This window comes from Roseateles sp. GW835-FHT13E02 (assembly GCF_058794035.1).
Genome location: NZ_JBXAGJ010000010.1, coordinates 1 through 18,330, shown reverse-complemented (window position 1 = coordinate 18,330; position 18,330 = coordinate 1). Strand labels below are relative to the sequence as shown.

The window sequence follows — 18,330 nt, the reverse complement described above, 5'->3', positions numbered from 1 at the left end:
TGCCGCGCCCCATTCATCGCAAAGCCACCCAGAGCCAAGGAGACCCCATCATGAGCCCCAGCCGCACCGTCCGCGCCCCCGCATCCCGCCCGGCCTCCACTCGGTCGGCCCCCAGTCGGTCGGCATCCAGCCGCCCCGCGCGTCGCATCGTCGTGCTGGTGGCCACGCGCAAGGGCGCCTGGCTGTTCCACAGCGATGCCAAGCGCCGCAGCTGGACGGTGGACGGCCCGCATTTCCTGGGCCACACCATCAGCCATCTGGTGCTGGACCCGCGCGATGGCCGCACCTTGCTGGCCGCGGCCAAGACCGGGCATCTGGGCCCGACGATTTTTCGCTCCAGCAATCTGGGGCGCAGCTGGAAGGAGGCGACCCAGCCGCCGGCTTTTGCCGCGCCGTCGGCCGGCAGCACGCTGCCCGCCCGCTCGGTGGACCACAGCTTCTGGCTGACGCCGGGCCATGCCAGCGAGCCGGGAACTTGGTACGTGGGCACCTCGCCGCAAGGCCTGTTCCGCTCGGACGATGGTGGAGAGCGCTGGCAGCCCCTGCCCGCGGTCAACGACAGCGCGCAGTTCCGCGAATGGATGGGCTCGGCCCAGGACGGCACGCCGGACGGCCCCAAGCTGCATTCGGTGATCGTCGATCCGCGCGATCCGCAGCATCTCTATTTCGGCATGTCGGGCGGCGGCGTGCATGAGTCGCGCGACGGCGGCGCCAGCTGGAGCCCTCTGATCCAGGGCATGGAGGTGGTCGGCGGCTTCGACCCCAACACCATCACCTTCCACGACCCGCATTGCCTGCGCATCTGCCCCACGCAGCCGGATCGGCTCTACCAGCAGAACCACTGCGGCATCTACCGCCTGGACCGCACAGGCCGGGCCGAGGACGATGTCTGGCAGCGCATCGGCCGCAAGATGCCCAAGCGCGTGGGCGATATCGGCTTTCCCATGGTGGTGCACCCGCGCGACCCGGACACGGCCTGGGTCTTTCCCATGGACGGGCAAGACGTCTGGCCGCGCACCGCCCCGGGCGGCCAGCCCGCCGCCTACATCACCCGCAACGCCGGCAAGACCTGGCAGCGCCTGGATGAAGGCCTGCCCGAGAGCCAGGCCTGGTGGACCATCAAGCGCCAGGCCATGACGGTGGATGCGCAGGCCAAACCGGCGCTTTACCTCGGCACCACCGGGGGCGAGCTCTGGATCGGCCGCGATGAGGGCGCGAAGTGGCAGAACATCGCCCGCCATCTGCCCGAGATCTACGCCGTCGAGGTGGCCGAGCTGGACGATCCGGCATGAGGCTCATGCTGCCCGGTGCCCTGCGCAGTTATGCGCCGCAGCTGCAGTTCGAGCTGCCGCAGGCCGAGGCGCTGAACGCTCAGGGCGTGTGCACGCTGGACTCGCTTTTCGATGCGCTCGATCGGCGCCACCCGGGCCTGCGCTTTCGGGTGGTGGATGAGCAGGGGCTGCTGCGCGCCAATATGCGCATCTTCGTCAACGGCCTGGGCGTGCGCGATCTGCAGCACGCTCTCGCGGCCGAGGATCTCGTGGCCGTGGTGCTGGCGCTCAGCGGCGGCTGAGGGCGCTGCTGAGCCGACCTCGGGAAAGCCCGTCTGGCGCCGCCATGGCGCTTGCTGGAGGCTGTGCGCTCCGAACAAACAGGGCCCCTGCGGCCCGACGAGGAGGCGTATCCATGAGTTCCGTTCTCATCAGCGGCGCGCAGTACCTGGCCCACCCCGAGCGCGTCGATCGCAAAGGCCCTTTTCAACGCACGTACCTGGCCGAGGGTGATTCCTGGATGGACGCCAGCGCCTTGGCCCAGGGCTCGCTGCCCTACTACCTGGTGCAAGAGTTCAATCGGCGCGATCAGAGCTGTCTGATCATCAACATCTCCACCTCGGGCCAGACCCTGCAGCGCATCGAGCAGACCATGCAGAGCGATTACGTCTGGTGGCTGCGCCAGCAGCGTTTTGACGGCGTGCTCTTCAGCGCCGGGGGCAATGACTTCATCGACGCCGCACGCGACCCCAATCCGGGCAAGGGCTTGCTGCGCAATATGGCCGGCCAGCCCTTGCCCAGCGATGGCTATGCCTGCGTGCGCCCTGAGGCCTTGAGCCTGCTGCGGCATTACCTGGACGTCAATTTCAGCGCCATGGTGCAGGCCCTGCGCGAAAGCCCGCTTAATGCCGACACGCCGATGTTCCTGAACGGCTACGACACCCCCACCGCACGCAATGCGCCCGCGCTGGAGGGCGTGATCGGGCCTTGGCTCTACCAGGCCTATGTAAAAAACCAGATCGACCCCACGCTCTGGCCCACGCTCACCCGTGGCTTGTTCCAGGACATTCAGTCGGTGGTGCAGGGCTGGGCACAGACGCATGCGGGCGTGACGGCCGTGCCCACCACGGGTTTGCTGCAGCCTGCGGCGCCGGGCAGCACCGGCAGCAGCGGCGATTGGAAGAACGAGATCCACCCCAATGCGCGCGGCTGGAAAAAACAGGCGGTCGTCTGGGCCGATCTGCTGGCATGATCGCCGCCGACTGCAGCCCGGCGGATTGGCCGGGCCGGCAGACCTTTTGTCTTGAACCTCAAGGGCTTTGACCCCCCCCACATCATGACCTCACCCACGCCGCCCGCAGCGCCCACGACTGCGGCCAACCCTCCCTTGTCGCCGCTGGCGCGCGCGCTCAATGCCGTCGAGCGTCTGGGCAACAAGCTGCCCGATCCGGCCATTCTGTTTGCCTTGCTGATGGTGCTGGTCTGGCTGCTGTCCTGGTGGATGTCGAGCATGCAGTTCACCGACATCGACCCGCGCAGCCAGCAGCCCATCGCCATCAAGAACCTGCTCTCGGGTGCCGCCCTGGCCGCCTTTGCCTCGGGCCTGGTCACCAACTTCACCGGCTTCGCGCCGCTGGGTGTGGTGCTGGTGGCCATGCTGGGCCTGGGTGTGGCGGAGCACACCGGCTTCATCAACGCCGGCTTGCGGGCCATCCTGGCCGTCACTGCACGCGCCTTGCTGACGCCGGTGCTGATCGCGGTGGGCATCCTCAGCCATGTCGCGGTGGATGCGGGTTATGTGCTGGTCATCCCGCTCGGCGCGGTGATGTTCTATGCCGCCGGGCGCCACCCCCTGGCCGGTATTTCGGCGGCCTTTGCCGGGGTGTCGGGTGGCTTCTCGGCCACCTTTTTCATCCCGTCCAGCCTGGACCCCTTGCTCGCCGGCCTGACCCAGGTGGCGGCCCGTCTGTCGGCCGACCCGGGCGCGGCGGCCATCGTCATCAACCCGCTCAACAACTTCTACTTCACCTCCGCCTCGGCCCTGATGATCGTGCTGCTGGGCTGGGCGGTGACCGATCTGCTGATCGAGCCGCGCCTGCGCAAGAGCACGGCGGTGGACGGTGACCCGGCCGAGCTGCCCAAGATCGAGCCCCTGAGCGCCAAGGAAAAGCTCGGTCTGCTGATGGCTGGCTTGGCCACCTTGGTGGCCGCGGGCCTGTTCGTGGCGGCGGTGCTGCCGGCGGATTCCGCCTGGCGCAGCCCGGCGGGCGAGCTGGCGGCGGCCGCGGCCCCGCTGATGAAGTCCATCGTCGCGCTGATCTTTGTGTTCTTCCTGATCCCGGGCGTGGTCTACGGCTATGCCTCGGGCAGTATTCAGAGCCATGCCGACATCGTCAAAGGCATGAGCAAGGCCATGAGCGGCATGGGCTACTACATCGTCATGGCCTTCTTCTGCGCGCAGTTCATCTACGCCTTTGGTCAGTCGAACCTGGGGGCCTTGCTGGCCATCAAGGGTGCCAGCTGGCTCAAGGACATGGCCTTCCCCACGGGCGTGACCCTGATTGGCATGGTCTTGCTGACCAGCGTGGTCAATCTGCTGATCGGTTCGGCCTCGGCCAAATGGGCGCTGATCGGCGCCATCATGGTGCCGATGCTGATGCAGCTGGGCATCTCGCCCGACCTGACCCAAGCGGCCTACCGTGTCGGTGACAGCTCCACCAACATCATCACGCCCCTGATGCCTTACTTCCCCTTGATCGTGGTGTTCTGCCAGAAGTATGTGAAGGGCGCCGGCATCGGCACGCTGATCGCGCTGATGCTGCCCTATTCGCTGGCCCTGCTGGTCGGCTGGACGGCTTTCCTGCTGGGCTTCTGGGCCCTGGGCTTCCCCCTGGGTGTGGGCGCCAGCTACGCCTACCCTGTGCCTTGAAGTCAGGCGCCGCGCAAGCCCCGCCGGCCCGCGAGGCCTTGGCTTTCGCGCTAGTCTGCGGGGCGCTGTGGGGGTGGCATGAAGGCCGCTCCCGCAGCCCCGCATGAGGCCCCCGACCGCATCCACCCACCCCTCCACCCCCACCGCCCTGGTCTGGTTCAAGCGCGACCTGCGCTTGCGCGACCATGCGCCGCTGGTGGAAGCCACGCAGTTCGAGCGCGCGGCGGCCCTGCTACTGATCGAGCCCGAGTGGCTGCAGAGCCCCGAGTGCGAGGCCCGGCATGTGGAGTTCCTGCTGGCCTGTGCCGAGGCGCTGCAGCAAGACCTGGCCCGCGTCGGCCTGCCTCTGATCGTGCGCGTGGGCTCGGCCGTGGCGGTGCTGGAGCAGCTGCGCCAGGAGCTGGGTTTCAGCCATCTGCTCAGCCACGAGGAAACCGGCACGGGCTGGACTTATGTTCGTGACATCGAGGTCGCCCGCTGGTGCCGCACCCGCGGCGTGGCCTGGCAGGAGTGGCCGCAGACCGGGGTGGTGCGGCGCCTGAAGTCGCGCAGCGGCTGGGCCGCGCTCTGGGCCCAGCGCATGGATGCGGCGCCGCTGCCGCGGCCCCTGGGCTTCAAGCCCTGGCTCCATCAGCCGCATGCGCCACTGCCCCGGCTGCAGGACCTGGGCTTCACACCGAGCGCCGTGCCGGCCACGCCGCCCGGCGAGCGTGCCGCCTGGCAGACCCTGGGCAGCTTTCTCGATGGCCGGGGGCGCGACTACCGCAGCGCCCTGTCCAGCCCGCTCACCGCGCCCGAGGGCTGCAGCCGGCTCAGCGCCCACCTGGCCTTCGGCACCATTTCCATGCGCCTGGTGCACCAGGCCACCGAGCGCCGCATCGCCAGCACGGAGAATCGCAGCCTGGCCTACGGCTTGCGCGGCTTCTCCAGCCGGCTGCGCTGGCATTGCCATTTCATGCAGAAGCTGGAGGACGAGCCGGCCCTGGAGTGGCGCAATCTGGCACGTGCCGTCGATGGCCTGCGCCCCGGGGAGAGTGCGCCGTTGGAGGGCGCAGACCGCGAGCGCTTCGAGGCCTGGTGTGAGGGGCGGACGGGTTATCCCATGGTGGACGCCTGCATGCGCCAGCTGCGTGCCACCGGCTGGCTGAACTTCCGCATGCGGGCCATGCTGGTCAGCTTTGCGGCCTATCACCTGTGGTTGCACTGGCGCGAGCCCGGCCTGTTCCTGGCGCGGCAGTTCCTGGATTTCGAGCCCGGCATCCACTGGAGCCAGATGCAGATGCAATCGGGCACCACCGGCATCAACACCTTGCGCATCTACTCGCCCGCCAAGCAGGCGCGCGAGCACGACCCGCTGGGCGAGTACCAGCGCCGCTGGCTGCCCGAGCTGGGCACGGCGGCCTACCCGGCGCCCATCGTCGACGAGCGCGCCGCCCTGGCCCGCGCCAAGGAGGCGCTCTACGGCCAGCGCCGCAGCCCCGAGGCGCAGGCCGAGGCCGAGCGCATCCAGGACAAGCATGGTTCGCGCAAGAGCGGCCTGCCGTCGACAGCGCGGCCCCGCAAGGCCTCGGCCCGGCGAGAAGCGCCGTCGGCCGCCGAGCAGGCGCAGCAAAGCCTGTTCTGAGCGATCGGCCCGTGCGAGACTGCGGCCATGTGCTGCCGCCTGGACCTGCCCTCGCTTGCTTCCTCCCTGCGCCGTGGAATCCTGGCGTTTGGCTGGCTGCTGCTCGTGTTGAACTCACCGGCGGCGCAGGCGGCTGCCGCCCCCGATCGCTTCGAGCGCATCAGCGCGGCCGAAGCCGGCTACGACGCCGCGCGCCTGCAGGCGCTGGCTGACTTTCTGGCCCAGGCCGGCTCGCAATCGATGCTCTTGCTGCACGAGGGCCGGGTGTTCTTCGAGTGGGGCGATGTGCGCAAGCCCTTGCTGCTGCACTCCATGCGCAAGGCGGTGTTGAACGCCCTGGTCGGGCAATGCGTGGCGCGGGGCCGGCTGCGGCTGGAGGCCACGCTGGCCGAGCTGGGCATCGACGACAACGCGCCTGCGCTCACGGCCGAGGAGCGCCGCGCCACCGTGCTGCAGCTGCTGCAGTCGCGCTCGGGCATCTACCACCCGGCCGCAGCCGAGAGCGCCGCCATGCAGGCCGCCAAGCCGCCGCGTGGCAGCCATGCGCCGGGCGCGTACTGGCACTACAACAACTGGGATTTCAACGCCGCGGCCGCCGTGCTGGAGCGTGCTTGCGGGCCGGTGTTCGAGGCGTTTGATCGCGACATTGCCAAGCCCCTGGGCATGCTGGACTGGCAGGCCCGCATCGGCCGCTGGAGCGAGGGCGACCCGGAGCCCGATGCGGCATGGCTGGCCAGGCTGGATGGCTTTGTGCAGCAGGAGCCCTCGCGCTCGCGCTACCCCGCCCAGCACTTCCGGCTCAGTGCGCATGACCTGGCCCTCTACGGCCAGCTCTATCTGCAAGGCGGCGCTTGGCGTGGCCAGCAACTGTTGCCACGCGACTGGATCGAGCAAAGCACCCAGCCCGTGTCGGTGGTGCAGCCGCAATGGGGCCTGGCCTACGGCCGGCTCTGGGATGTGCTGTTGCCGGCCCGGCCCGAGGACCCGCCGGCCTTCTTCCACACCGGCGTCGATGTGCACATGCTGGGGGTCTATCCGCTGCAGCGCCTGGTCATGGTGCACCGGGTGGACACCGAGGCCGGCAGCCGCTTCAAGCCGCGCGATCTGGTGCAGGTGATCCGGCTGATGCATGCGGCGCGGCGGGCGCCGCCGCCATCGCCAGCACCGGCGACCTCGCCTTAGTGTGGGGGGCGGGCTCAGGGCAGCTTGAAGGCGTCCACCGCGCGGGCCAGTTGCTCCGCCTGCTGGCGCATGCCGCTGGAGGCCGCGGCGGTTTCCTCGACCAGGGCGGCGTTCTGCTGCGTCATCTGGTCCAGCTCGTGGATGGCTTTGCCGACCTGCTCGATGCCCAGGGCCTGTTCACGGGCACCGCTGGAGATGCCTTGCAGCAGGCTGCCCACCTTGCTGGTGCTTTCGACGATGGCGCGCATGGTGGTGCCGGCCTCGCTGACGATGCGGTTGCCCAGCTCCACCCGTTCGCCGCTGGCCACGATCAGCTGCTTGATCTCGCGCGCGGCTTCAGCGCTGCGCTGGGCCAGGGCCCGCACCTCGCTGGCCACCACGGCAAAGCCGCGGCCTTGTTCGCCGGCCCGGGCGGCTTCCACGGCAGCGTTCAGGGCCAGGATATTGGTCTGGAAGGCGATGCTGTCGATCACGCCGATGATCTCGCCGATGCGGCGGCTGGAGTCCTGGATCTCGGACATGGTGTTGACCACCTGCTCGATCACCTGCCCGCCCTGATCGGCCAGTTTGACGTTCTGGCTGGCCACGCCGGCGGCTTGCGAGGAGCCCTCCGTCGTCTGCGTCACGGTGGAGCTGATCTGCTCCATGGCCGAGGCGGTTTCCTCCAGATTGGCGGCCGCCTGCTCGGTGCGCTGCGACAGGTCCATGCTGCCGGTGGCCACTTCCTCGGCCGAGAGCTTGATCACATCGGCCGCCTCGCGCACCTCGCGCACGGTGCTGCGCAGGGCCAGCTGCATCTCGGCCAGGGCGCCCATCAGCAGGGCGGTTTCGTCCTTGCCCTTGGGGGTGAGGGTGTCGGTCAGGTCGCCGCCGGCCATGGCGTGCATGCGCTGCATCAGGGTGCGGATGCCCGAGTTCATCACCCGGTAGAAGCAGTAGAAGAAGTACAAGCCGGCGGCCAGCAGGGCCAGGGCCAGGCTGCTGCCGAACACGGTGCGCTGCAGCAGGCGGTCCTGGCGTGCGGCCAGCAGGCGATCCAGCTGTTCGGCCATGCTGCGCTGCAGGGCGACCAGGTCCTGGAGGGTGTTGCGGATCTGTTCGACGATGTCCGCGGTTTTTACACCGCTGAGGTCGTCTTGTCGCAGCAAGGCCTCGTGGCGTTCAATCAAAGCCTTGGCGCTGGCCATGCGTTCTTCGAAACGGAGCCTCTTCAGCTCTGAGTTGAACTCATTCGCGTGGTTCAGGTCTTCCTCCACATTGCGCAGCAGCTCCTTGTCCACTGCCACACGTGCGGCCGCCTCGGCCAGGCTGCTGTTTCTGGGATCCTTGATATGGCTGACCAAGGCGCCGCGACTCAGGCCCAAGTTTTCCAGCAGTTGGGGCAAGGCCACGGTTGACGCCAGCATCAGGTAGTAGGTGTCACCGTCCGGATCCAGGGCCAGACCGCTGGCATCACCAACATGCTTGACCAATTCGGCAAGCTGGGCGCTCATCTCGACGTAGGGCTTGCGCACCTCGGCGGCGCTCAAGCCAGTGCCGGCCTGACGGCTGGCAGCTTCGTAAGCGGTCATCAAGGGCTTCCAGTGCTCGTCGCCGGTGTCGGCAAAGCTGTCTAGGCGCGGTTTGGCCTCCTTGTGCAGCAGCTCAAAAGCCTTCTTGAACTTGTCCTGCAAGGCCGGCAGGTCGCCGCGCTCCACCCCCTGGGCCCGGTCCACCAGACCGCGGCGCAACTGCTGGGTGGCATCCATGGCCGGCAGGATGGCCTGGATGGTGGCCACGCCGACACGTTCCGATTCGGTGGCTTGCCAGGCGGCATGGCGGTCAGAGATCAGCACGCCCAGGGTCACCAGCATGGGCAGCACCAGCAGCACCAAAATGACAGCTGCTTTGGCCGGAAACATCATCTGGCGGAACCAGTTCACGCCGGGGCGGGCCCAGGCTGGGGTGCTGGATACCGGTGCGGAATGCGGTGATAGGCGCATGGCGGCGACTCGTCAGTTGGGGGGGGGGCAGTAGGTGAAGGTCGGGGTATCTGTCCGTCTGCCGATCGTTCGGCGCAGCGCGGACCAGAACCGGTCAGGCCACAGCGGGCGCAGCGCGTCTGCCGTGGTGCCTCGACCGAGCGCCGTCTGCGCCTCCAGGCGTCTGACGGGCGGAATCGGGTGCGTCCCTGCATGGTATTGCAATGGATTGCAATAAGCAGTATCGGCAGGGAGCCCGCAGGCCTTGAACGCAAGACGGGGCGGAAAAACTACCGATCTCCGGGCTTGCCCGTGGCAGCACCTGTGGGCGCCACGCCACGGGAATCACCGGCTTCTTCCTCGTTCGGTGCCGGTTCGGGCTTGCGGTTCACCACGGCCACGCCCACCGCCAGGGCCAGCAAGGCCAGGCCCAGGCGTGGGCTGATCGCCTCATCCAGCAGGGCGGCGCCGGCCAGCAGGCCGAACAGCGGCGTGGCCAGGGTGAAGCTGGCCAGGCGCGTGGCCGGGTAGTGGCGGATCATCCAGAACCAGAGCAGGTAGCTGGCAAAGCTGACGATCACCGCCTGGAAGAAAAACAGGCCGCTCAGGCGCAACGTCCATTCGGCCGGCAGCGGCTCGCCGACCCAGAGCGCCGCCAGGCTCAGGCCCAGTCCGGAGATGCCCAGCTGGTAGAGCAGGGTTTTCTCGGCGCTGGCGCTGGACAGGCGACTGCCGCGGATGGCCAGGGTGGTGCCGCCCCAGAGCAGGGCCGCCAGCACGCCCAGGCTGTCACCCAGCCATTGCAAGGGGCGGCTGGCCTCTGCTTGATGGAAACCTTCCGAGAAGGCCCAGGCCACCGCCGCGAAGGCCATCACCAGGCCGGCGATCTGGCGCGGCGCCAGGCGCTCGCTGGCCGAGATGAAGGGCATGCCCAGGGCCACGACAAAAGGGCTCAGGTAGATGAAGACGACCATGCGCGAGGCGCTGGTGTACTGCAGGCCGATGAAGATGCAGGCGAACTCCAGCCCGAACAAGGCGCCGGCCAGCAGGCCGCCGCGCAGCGTGCCATCGCGCTGGAACAGGGCGATGCCGCGCCACTTCGCCCACAGCGCTACCAGCCCCGCCGCCACCAGCGAGCGCAGTCCCGCCTGCCAGAGCGGCCCCATCTCGCTCATCGCCGCCTTGACCGCCACCTGGTTCAGGCCCCACATGACGCAGCAGATCAGCAGCAGGACGATGGCGCGCGGGTCGAGGTGGGTGTGGCGGGGCATGTGGGGGGGAGTGGGTGAATGGGTGAATGGGTGAATGGGTGAATGCGGCGTGGTGAGCGGTGGAGGGCGAGGTATTGCTTCACCCGTTCACTTGTTCACCTGTTCACCCCGACTCCGCCACCCAGCCACCAGCCCACACAAGCCCCCCGCCACCGACCCGCTGAAATGCGAAAACGGCACCACGGCGATGTCCCAGCCGGCCACCTCGCGCATGGCCGGGCCGGTCCAGGCCTGTTCGAGCCAGAGCTTGGCAATCAGGCCGGCGGCGATGGCCAGGCCGATGTGGCGATCACGGCCTGGGCGCTGCAGCAAGGCGACGGTGGCCACGGCCACGCCGGCGTGCAGCACGCCCGAGAGGCCGCCGAAATGATGCAAGGGGCCGGCCGAGGTGGGCAGTAGCAGCAGCCCCCACTGGGTCAGCGGCCAGGCGGCGAACCATGCCAGGGTCCAGATCGGCCCGAGGCGGGCACTCAGGCCCAGGGCGCCGAGCACGGCGCAGCCGGCCAGATTGGCGCCCAGGTGCAGCAGACTCCAGTGCACCCAAGCCGCGCTCCAGGCGCGCCAGGGCTCGCTCGCGGCCAGGCCGGGCTGCCAGTCGAGCACGGCGCTGGGCAGGGCGCCGGCCAGCAGGCCGCCGGCCGCCAGCAGGGCGCACAGGCCCAGCCAGGCGCGGGCCTGTGCGAACGCCGAGTTCAAGCGGCCTCGAAGACGGCGCGCCAGAGCGCCTGGATGGCATCGCGCTGGGCGCGCAGCCCCAGCTCGTCCAGGCGCGCCTCGTCAAAGGTGGTGGCTTGCTCGTCCAAGCGGGCGCGGTGCTGGGCGCGGCGCAGTTCACGGTAGGCATCGGCCGCGGCGCGGCCCACGCCGGCCGGCAGCAATCCGGCCGCTTCGGCCCGCTGCAGCAGGGCGATGACGCCGAGGTTGGGGATCAGCTCGGGGTGAGCGCCGGAATGGGCCAGCACCAGGTATTGCAGCGCGAATTCGGCATCCATCATGCCGTCGGCGCTGTGCTTGAGGTCGTACCAACCGGCGCGCACCGGCTTGGCCGCGCGCACCTTTTCGCGCATGGCCTTCACTTCCTCGCGCAGGGCGGCGTGGTCACGCGGCGCCGTCAGCACATGGCTGCGCACGGCCTCGAAACGGGCCGCCAGGCTGGCGTCACCAGCGCAGAAGCGGGCGCGGGTGATGGCCTGGTGTTCCCAGGTCCAGGCGGTGTTGCTGCCGCGGCCGGTCTGGTATTTCTCGAACGAGGCCAGCGAGGTGACCAACATGCCCGAGTTGCCATTGGGCCGCAGGGCGGTGTCGATGTCGAAGAGCTCGCCGGCGGCGGTGCGCACCGTCAGCCAGGTGATGAGCTTGCGCACAAAGGCGCCGTAGACCTCGGGCACCAGGTCCTTGTCGGCCTCGTCTTCGTCGTCGAAGAGGAAGACCACATCCAGGTCGCCGCCATAGCCCAGCTCCTTGCCGCCGAGCTTGCCGTAGGCGATGACGGCGAAGCGGGGCTGGGGCCGGTGGGCCTGCTTGAGGCGGGCCCAGGTCCAGGCTATCGTGCACTGCAGCACCGCGTCCGCCAGGGCCGAGAGTTCGTCGGCGGCCTGCTCGACCGTGATCTGGCCTTCGATGTCACGCACCAGGGTGCGGAAGACCTCGGCATGGTGGGCGCGGCGCAAGGTGTCGAGCAGGGCTTCTTCATGGGCCTCGCCGCTGCGCTCCCAGGCCTCGTGGCGGGCCTGCAGATCGCTGAGGAAGCCGGGGCCATCGAAGCGTTCGCTGAGCAGGCGGTTGTCGGCCAGCTCGTCGATCACGCCCGGGTGCTGCATCAGATAGCGCATGGGCCAGCGCGCCAGGCCCAGCAGGCGCAGCAGCCGGGTCTGCACGGAGGGGCGCTCGACCAGCAGGGCCAGATAGCTCTCGCGCCGCAGCAGCGGCTCCATCCAATCGACAAAGCGCAGGGCGGCGTCCAGGCTGCAGCCCTCGTCACGCACCGCCATGGCGGCGCGGCCGACCAGCTTGGCCAGGCGCAGGCGTGAGTCTTCGCGCAGGTTCTGCACCCGCGGCTGGCTGGCCCAGCGGCGCACGGCCGTGGCCAGCTCGGGCTGCAGCTTGGCCAGGAATTCCTCGGCGTCGACCGGCAGGGCCGGGCCGTTGCAGCTGCGGCAGCCCTTGGGGCCGCTGGAGGGGCCGGGGGCCTGGCTGTCGTGCAGCAGGGCGTCGAATTCGTTGGCGACGGTCTCGCGCACCTCGCACAGCTGTTCCAAGAGTTCGCATCCTTCGGGCCTGCACACCATGCCCAGGCTGTGGGCGATCCAGAGCAGGTCTTCGTCGGCCGAGGGCAGGCAATGGGTTTGCTGGTCGTCCAGGAACTGGATGCGGTGCTCGACGCGGCGCAGGAACTCGTAGCACTCGCTGAGCTTTTCGGCCGTGTCCGGCTTCATCAGGCCCAGGCTGGCCAGCCGGCTCAAGGCCTTGACGGTGGAGCGGGTGCGGATCTCGGGGAAATGCCCGCCGCGCACCACCTGCAGCAGCTGGACGATGAACTCGATCTCGCGAATGCCGCCGCGCGAGAGCTTCACATCGTTGGCCCGCTCGGGCCGGCCGACGGCGCGGCGCTGCGCCTCGTCGCGGATCTTGCGGTGCAGTTGCCGCAGGCCTTCGAACACGCCGTAATCGAGATAACGGCGGTAGACAAACGGCGTCACCAGCGAGCGCAGGGCCAGGGCGCGGCCGTTCTGCACCGATTCCAGCGGCGCCACGACGCGGCTCTTCAGCCAGGCGAAGCGCTCCCATTCGCGCCCTTGCACCAGGAAATACTCTTCCAGCATGGCCATGCTGACGGCCGCCGGGCCTGAGTTGCCATTGGGCCGCAGGGCCAGGTCGACGCGGAAGACCTGGCCGTCGTCCGTCACCTCGCCGATCAGGGCGTAGAGCTTCTTGGCCACGCCGGCAAAGTATTCGTGGGCCGAGACCGGGCGTGGGCCGTCGGTCTGACCTTCGTCTTCGTAGACGTAGATCAGGTCGATGTCGGAGGAGACATTGAGCTCGCGGGCGCCCAGCTTGCCCATGCCCAGCACCCAGAAATCGATCACCTCGCCGGCTTCGTTGCGCGGCGCGCCGGCCACCAGGTCCTGCTCGGCGCGGGCGGCGGCCAGGGCCAGGCAGAGGCTGACCTCGGCCAGGTGGGTCATGGCCTCGGTGATCTCGTGCATGGCCGCGCCTTGCTCGATATCGAACACCGCCAGGCGCTCCAGCACCAGATGGCGCGCCACCCGCAGGGCGCTGGCCAGGCTGCGGCCCTGGGCCTGCAGCGCCTCGACCAGGGTCTGCATGGCTGCGCGCGAGGGCAGGCCGGCGGGCAGCAGGGGCAGCTCTTTCTCGTAACGGCGCCGCACGCGTTGCACAAAGCGGCTGTGTTCGGCGCGGGCGGAAGGCGCTGCCACCAGGTCGGTTTGAGGCTCGGTCATGGGCGGAGACGGCAGAAAGGAGCGAAAGAGTGCTGTGCTAGATTCGGCGGAGCCAGGGCAGGCGTTCCGCAGGCGAGAAGGGCTGAAGTATGCAGAAACTTCAAAGCCCGCGGAAAGCAAGCGCTTAAAGTCATGCCAGCGCGAGCGGGCACCCTGCTGGGGCTTGCTGCGTGCGGGCTGTTTGAGCCTCGCTTTCTGCTGTGTTTTTTGCTGACCGCCACGTTCAACGCTTTGCCGTACCGCTGAGCCGCCATTCACCTTCTTCATGCCCGAGCTCAGCCGAGACCCCGCTGCCGCCCTCAGCCCCGCCTCAGGCCCCTCCGGCTTGATCGGCTGGCGTCGCCCTTTGCGCTGGCTGCGTGTGGGCGGGCGCTGGCTGCTGGGCTTGCTGCTGCTGGCCTGGGGCCTGGTCTTGCTGGCCTGGCTGGCCCTGCACTGGTTGGTGCTACCGCGCATCGACGACTGGCGCCCGCAGCTGGAGCAGCGCGCCTCGTCCGCCCTGGGCGTGCCGCTGCGCATCGGCAGCATCACTGTCACCTCGGGTGGCTGGGTGCCGGCCCTGGAGCTGCGCGATGTGCGCCTGCTCGACCCGCAAGGCCGCGAAGCCCTGCGCCTGCCGCGGGTGGCCGCCGCCTTGTCGGCCCGCTCGGTGCTGGCCTGGCAGCTGCGCTTCGAGCAGCTGCTGATCGATGCGCCGCAGCTGGAGATCCGCCGCGACCGCCAGGGCCATATCTTTGTCGCCGGCCTCAACGTCGATGCCGCGCCCCAGGTGCAGACGGCCGATATGGCCGAGGCCTGGGCCGACTGGCTGCTGAGCCAGCATGAGTTCGTCATCCTCCAGGGCCGCATCCGTTGGGTGGACGAGCGCCGCGCCGCGCCGCCGCTGGAGCTGTCCGATCTGAACCTGGTCATGCGCAATGGCTTGCGCGAGCATGGCTTCCGCCTCGATGCCAGCCCGCCGCCCGAGTGGGGCCAGCGCTTCAGCCTGCAGGGCCAGTTCCGCCAGCAGCTGCTCAAGCGTCCCTCCGAGCTGCGCAGCTGGAGCGGCCAGCTCTATGCCGACCTGCCGCGCGCCGACCTGCACCAGCTGCGCCGCCATGTGGACCTGCCCTTCGAGCTCAGCGAGGGCGATGGTGCCCTGCGTGCCTGGCTGGATTACAAAAAAGGCGAGTCCCAGGGCGTGACCGTGGACCTGGGCCTGCGCTCGGTCAAGCTGCGCCTGGACCCGCAGGCTGAACCCCTGGACCTGGCCCGCATCGAAGGCCGGCTGCAACTGCTCAACGAGCCGCAGCAGCTCTCGCTGCAGGCCAAGCAGCTGGGCTTTGTCAGCGGCGATGGCACGGTGTGGCCGCGCTCGGACTGGGGCTTGCGCCTGCGCCTGGCCAAGGCGGCGGGGGCAGCTGGCTCTTCCTCTTCCGCCTCGGCCGTAGCGCTGCCGCCGCTGCTGGGGGGTGATCTGCAGGTGCAGCGCCTGGACATGGCCTTGCTGGCCCAGCTGCTGCAACGCCTGCCGGTCGGTGAGGCCGCGCGCGTGCGCCTGGCCGATCTGGCGCCCCAAGGGGTGCTGAGCGATCTGAACGCGCGCTGGGACGGCCCGCTGGAGGCGCCGCGCAGCTACCAGATCAAGGCCCAGCTCGACGGCTTGCGCATGGCGGCGCGGCCTGCGCTGCCACCGGCCGATCCGGCCTCGCATGCAGCCGTGGGCCGACCCGGCTTCGACGGCCTGCGCCTGCAGCTGGAGGCCAGCGAGCGTGGCGGCCAGGCCAAGCTCAGCCTGGCCGAGGGCGGGCGGCTGGATGTCCCCGGGGTGTTCCAGAACCCCTTGCCGCCCTTCAAGCACCTGAGTGCCCGGCTCGATTGGCGCCTGGACCCGGCCGCCAAGCCCGGCCACCGCCTGGAGCTGCGCGTCAAGGACCTTCAACTGGCCAATGCCGATCTGCGCGGCGAGTTCGACGCCGTCTGGCGCGCCGGCTCAGACACCCAGCCTTTCGGCTGGATGGATCTGAACGGCAAGATCGAGCGCATCGACGCGCGCCGGGTGGTGGCCTACCTGCCCCTGGCCGTGGGCGAGCATGCGCTGCACTATGTGCGCGAAGCCATCCGTGGCGGCGAGGCGCGCGCCATCAATTTCAAAGTGCGCGGCCCGCTGCACGAGTTCCCCTTCGAGAGCAGCGAACGCGTGGGGCAGTTCCGCATCAGCACGCAGGCGCGTGACATCGATCTGGCCTACGTGCCGGCCGAGCCGGGCCAGGCCCTGAACTGGCCGGCGCTCGAGCGCGTCAATGCCGAGCTGGTGTTCGAGCGCGGCAGCATGGCGATCCGCCGCGGCCAGGCGCGGGTGTTCGGCTACGAGCTGAATGGCATCAGCGGCGGGATCAAGAGCCTCTTGCACGACCAGGTGCTGGACATCGATGGCAGCGGCAGCGGCCCGGCCCAGGAGCTGCTGCGTTATGTGCGCAGCTCACCGGTCCATGGCTGGACCAGTGGCATGCTGGCCCAGACCTCGGCCAGCGGCCCGGCCGCCCTCAAGCTGCACCTCAGCCTGCCCCTGCATGACATCGCCCATAGCAAGGTGCGCGGCGCCGTGCAGCTGGGCGGCAACGAGCTGCGCATCCGCCCCGGCGTGCCCCTGCTGGGCAATGCCCGCGGCCGCATCGAGTTCGATCAGGCCAGCGTCCGGATCGTCGGCGCCCAGGCCCGCGTGGCCGGCGGCGATGCCGCCATCGAGGGCGGCAGCCTGGCCGATGGCAGCCTGCGTTTCGTGGCCCAGGGCGTGGCCACGGCCGAGGCCTTGCGCCGCACGCCCGAGTTCAGCGCCCTGGCGCCCTTGGCCCAGGCCGCCAACGGCCAGGCGGCCTATCGCCTTCAACTGGGCCTCAGCCACGGCCAGCCCGAGTTCCTGCTCAGCAGCAACTTGCAAGGCCTGGCCCTGGACCTGCCGGCGCCGCTGCGCAAGGAGGCCGACAGCATCCTGCCCCTGCGCGTGCAGACCGTGCTTGCACCGCTGGCCGCCGGTGCCAGCCAGTCGGCGCGCGATGAGCTGCGCCTGGAACTGGGCAACACGGTGCTGGCCCACTACCAGCGCGACCTGACGGTGGAACCGGCGCGGGTGCTGCGCGGCGCCCTGAGCGTGCAGGACAATCTGCCGCCGCTGCCGGCCAGCGGCGTGCAGCTGCACGCCAATCTCGACAGCCTCAATCTCGATGCCTGGCGCCAGACCCTGGGCCGTTGGCAGAGCAGTAGCAGCGCGGCGGGTACGGCTGCTGCTGCCGCTGCTGCTGTTGTGACCCCTTCGGCAGAGGCCGAGGGTGCCGAGCTCAGCTATCTGCCCCAGCAGATCGCCCTGCGCGCCAGCAGCCTGCATCTGGCCGGCCGCACCCTGAATCGCCTGGTGCTGGGCGCCAGCCGCCTGCCCGGCGGCGATCTGCGCAGCTGGCGCTTCAGCCTCGATGCCGATCAGCTGAGCGGCTATGTGGAGCATCGCAATGCCGGCAACGGCCTGGTGTTTGCGCGCCTGGGGCGGCTCTCCCTGCCCAAGCAGGAGGTGGAGTCGGTCAGCCAGCTGCTGGCCGGCAAGCCGCTGGCGGACACGAGCAGCAGCGACACCCGCAGCGTGCCCGATCTGGACATCGTGGTCGATGACTTCGAGCTGCGCGACAAGCATCTGGGCCGCCTGGAAGTGCAGGCCCGCGCCACCGGCCCGCAGCGCGACTGGCATCTCAACAAGCTGCAGCTCAAGTCGGCCGACGCCGTGCTCAACGGCACAGGCCGCTGGATCAACGAGCCCGGCCAGGCGCAGCGCCGCAGCGAGCTGGACTGGAAGCTGGAGCTGCTGGACGCGGGCAGCCTGCTCGAGCGCATGGGCCAGGGTCGGGTCTTGCGGGGCGGCCGCGGTGAGCTGACCGGCCAGATCGGCTGGGCCGGTTCGCCGCTTTCGCCCGATTACGCGAGCATGAGCGGCCAGCTGCATGTGGCGCTGGAGTCGGGCCAGTTCCTGACCGTGGAGCCCGGTGTGGGCCGCCTGCTCGGGGTGCTGAGCCTGCAGTCGCTGCCGCGGCGCTTTCTGTTCGATTTCCGCGATGTCTTCTCGGAAGGCTTCACCTTCGACGGCATTCAGGGTGATGTGAAGATCGAGCGCGGCGTGGCCAGCAGCCAGAATTTGCGCACACGCGGTGTGCAAGCGGCCGTGCTGGTGGAGGGGCGCGCCGACCTGGCCGCCGAGACGCAGAACCTGCGCGTGTTGGTGGTACCCGAGCTGAACGCGGGCGGTGCCTCGCTGGCCTATGCCGCCGTCAACCCGGCCATCGGCCTGGGCACCTTCCTGGCCCAGCTGCTGCTCAGCCGCCCGCTGGCGGCGGCCAGCACGCGCGAGTTCCACATCACCGGCAGCTGGGTGGACCCCAAGGTGGAGAAGGTGGAGCACAAGGCCGAGGAGGCATCGAAACCCGCCAGCGCTACGGAGCGTCAGCCGTGAGCGGCGGTAAGCGGCACATTGCGGACCATCGTCGTGCCGATCTGCTCACGCACGCTGCGGTGTCTCGTCCCGCCGCCGGACTCATGGTTCGCGGGTCGGCTCTGCGAGCCGACTTCCCTCGCTGCTCGCTTCGCGGCTCAGCGGCGCCAAACTCCCT

The 18,330-nt window shown here is 69.4% G+C and carries 11 protein-coding genes; 7 read left to right on the top strand and 4 right to left on the bottom strand.

Features of this window, described 5'->3' with window-relative positions:
• Positions 1-50 precede the first annotated feature (50 nt).
• The 6 genes from AC1Q6P_RS11320 (at position 51) to AC1Q6P_RS11295 (ending at position 7,006) form a co-directional block, all read left to right on the top strand.
• A complete protein-coding gene (locus AC1Q6P_RS11320) occupies positions 51-1,292 on the top strand; it encodes a WD40/YVTN/BNR-like repeat-containing protein (protein WP_492664857.1) in 1,242 nt (413 codons plus the stop codon).
• The gene (locus AC1Q6P_RS11315) at positions 1,289-1,573 is read left to right on the top strand and encodes a MoaD/ThiS family protein (protein ID WP_492664858.1); all 285 of its coding nucleotides are present in this window, start codon (positions 1,289-1,291) and stop codon (positions 1,571-1,573) included. The genes AC1Q6P_RS11320 and AC1Q6P_RS11315 overlap by 4 nt, the downstream gene beginning before the upstream one ends.
• A 113-nt stretch (positions 1,574-1,686) precedes the next feature.
• Positions 1,687-2,523 (top strand): GDSL-type esterase/lipase family protein, encoded by an 837-nt coding sequence (locus tag AC1Q6P_RS11310; RefSeq protein ID WP_492664859.1) that lies wholly within the window; start codon positions 1,687-1,689, stop codon positions 2,521-2,523.
• Positions 2,524-2,607: 84 nt separating this feature from the next.
• On the top strand, positions 2,608-4,200 hold the full coding sequence (locus AC1Q6P_RS11305) for an AbgT family transporter (RefSeq protein WP_492664860.1): 1,593 nt from the start codon (positions 2,608-2,610) through the stop codon (positions 4,198-4,200).
• A gap of 103 nt (positions 4,201-4,303) precedes the next feature.
• The gene (locus AC1Q6P_RS11300) at positions 4,304-5,824 is read left to right on the top strand and encodes an FAD-binding domain-containing protein (protein WP_492664861.1); all 1,521 of its coding nucleotides are present in this window, start codon (positions 4,304-4,306) and stop codon (positions 5,822-5,824) included.
• A 27-nt stretch (positions 5,825-5,851) separates the two neighbouring features.
• Positions 5,852-7,006, top strand: coding sequence for a serine hydrolase domain-containing protein (locus tag AC1Q6P_RS11295; RefSeq protein ID WP_492664862.1), 1,155 nt, complete (start codon positions 5,852-5,854; stop codon positions 7,004-7,006).
• A gap of 14 nt (positions 7,007-7,020) precedes the next feature.
• Here the strand turns inward: AC1Q6P_RS11295 and AC1Q6P_RS11290 are convergent, their stop codons facing one another.
• The 4 genes from AC1Q6P_RS11290 to glnE all read right to left on the bottom strand — a co-directional run bounded on the left by AC1Q6P_RS11290 (position 7,021) and on the right by glnE (position 13,699).
• Entirely contained in the window at positions 7,021-8,988 is a 1,968-nt protein-coding gene (locus tag AC1Q6P_RS11290; protein WP_492664863.1) for a methyl-accepting chemotaxis protein, read from the bottom strand.
• A gap of 269 nt (positions 8,989-9,257) precedes the next feature.
• Positions 9,258-10,238, bottom strand: coding sequence for a DMT family transporter (locus AC1Q6P_RS11285; RefSeq protein WP_492664864.1), 981 nt, complete (start codon positions 10,236-10,238; stop codon positions 9,258-9,260).
• Between the two features lie 87 nt (positions 10,239-10,325).
• Positions 10,326-10,934 (bottom strand): rhomboid family protein, encoded by a 609-nt coding sequence (locus tag AC1Q6P_RS11280; protein ID WP_492664865.1) that lies wholly within the window; start codon positions 10,932-10,934, stop codon positions 10,326-10,328.
• On the bottom strand, positions 10,931-13,699 hold the full coding sequence (gene glnE / locus AC1Q6P_RS11275; RefSeq protein WP_492664866.1) for a bifunctional [glutamate--ammonia ligase]-adenylyl-L-tyrosine phosphorylase/[glutamate--ammonia-ligase] adenylyltransferase: 2,769 nt from the start codon (positions 13,697-13,699) through the stop codon (positions 10,931-10,933). The genes AC1Q6P_RS11280 and glnE overlap by 4 nt, the downstream gene beginning before the upstream one ends.
• 265 nt (positions 13,700-13,964) lie before the next feature.
• On the opposite strand from glnE, the gene AC1Q6P_RS11270 reads away from it, so the two are divergent.
• A complete protein-coding gene (locus AC1Q6P_RS11270; RefSeq protein WP_492664867.1) occupies positions 13,965-18,173 on the top strand; it encodes a YhdP family protein in 4,209 nt (1,402 codons plus the stop codon).
• Positions 18,174-18,330 lie beyond the last annotated feature (157 nt).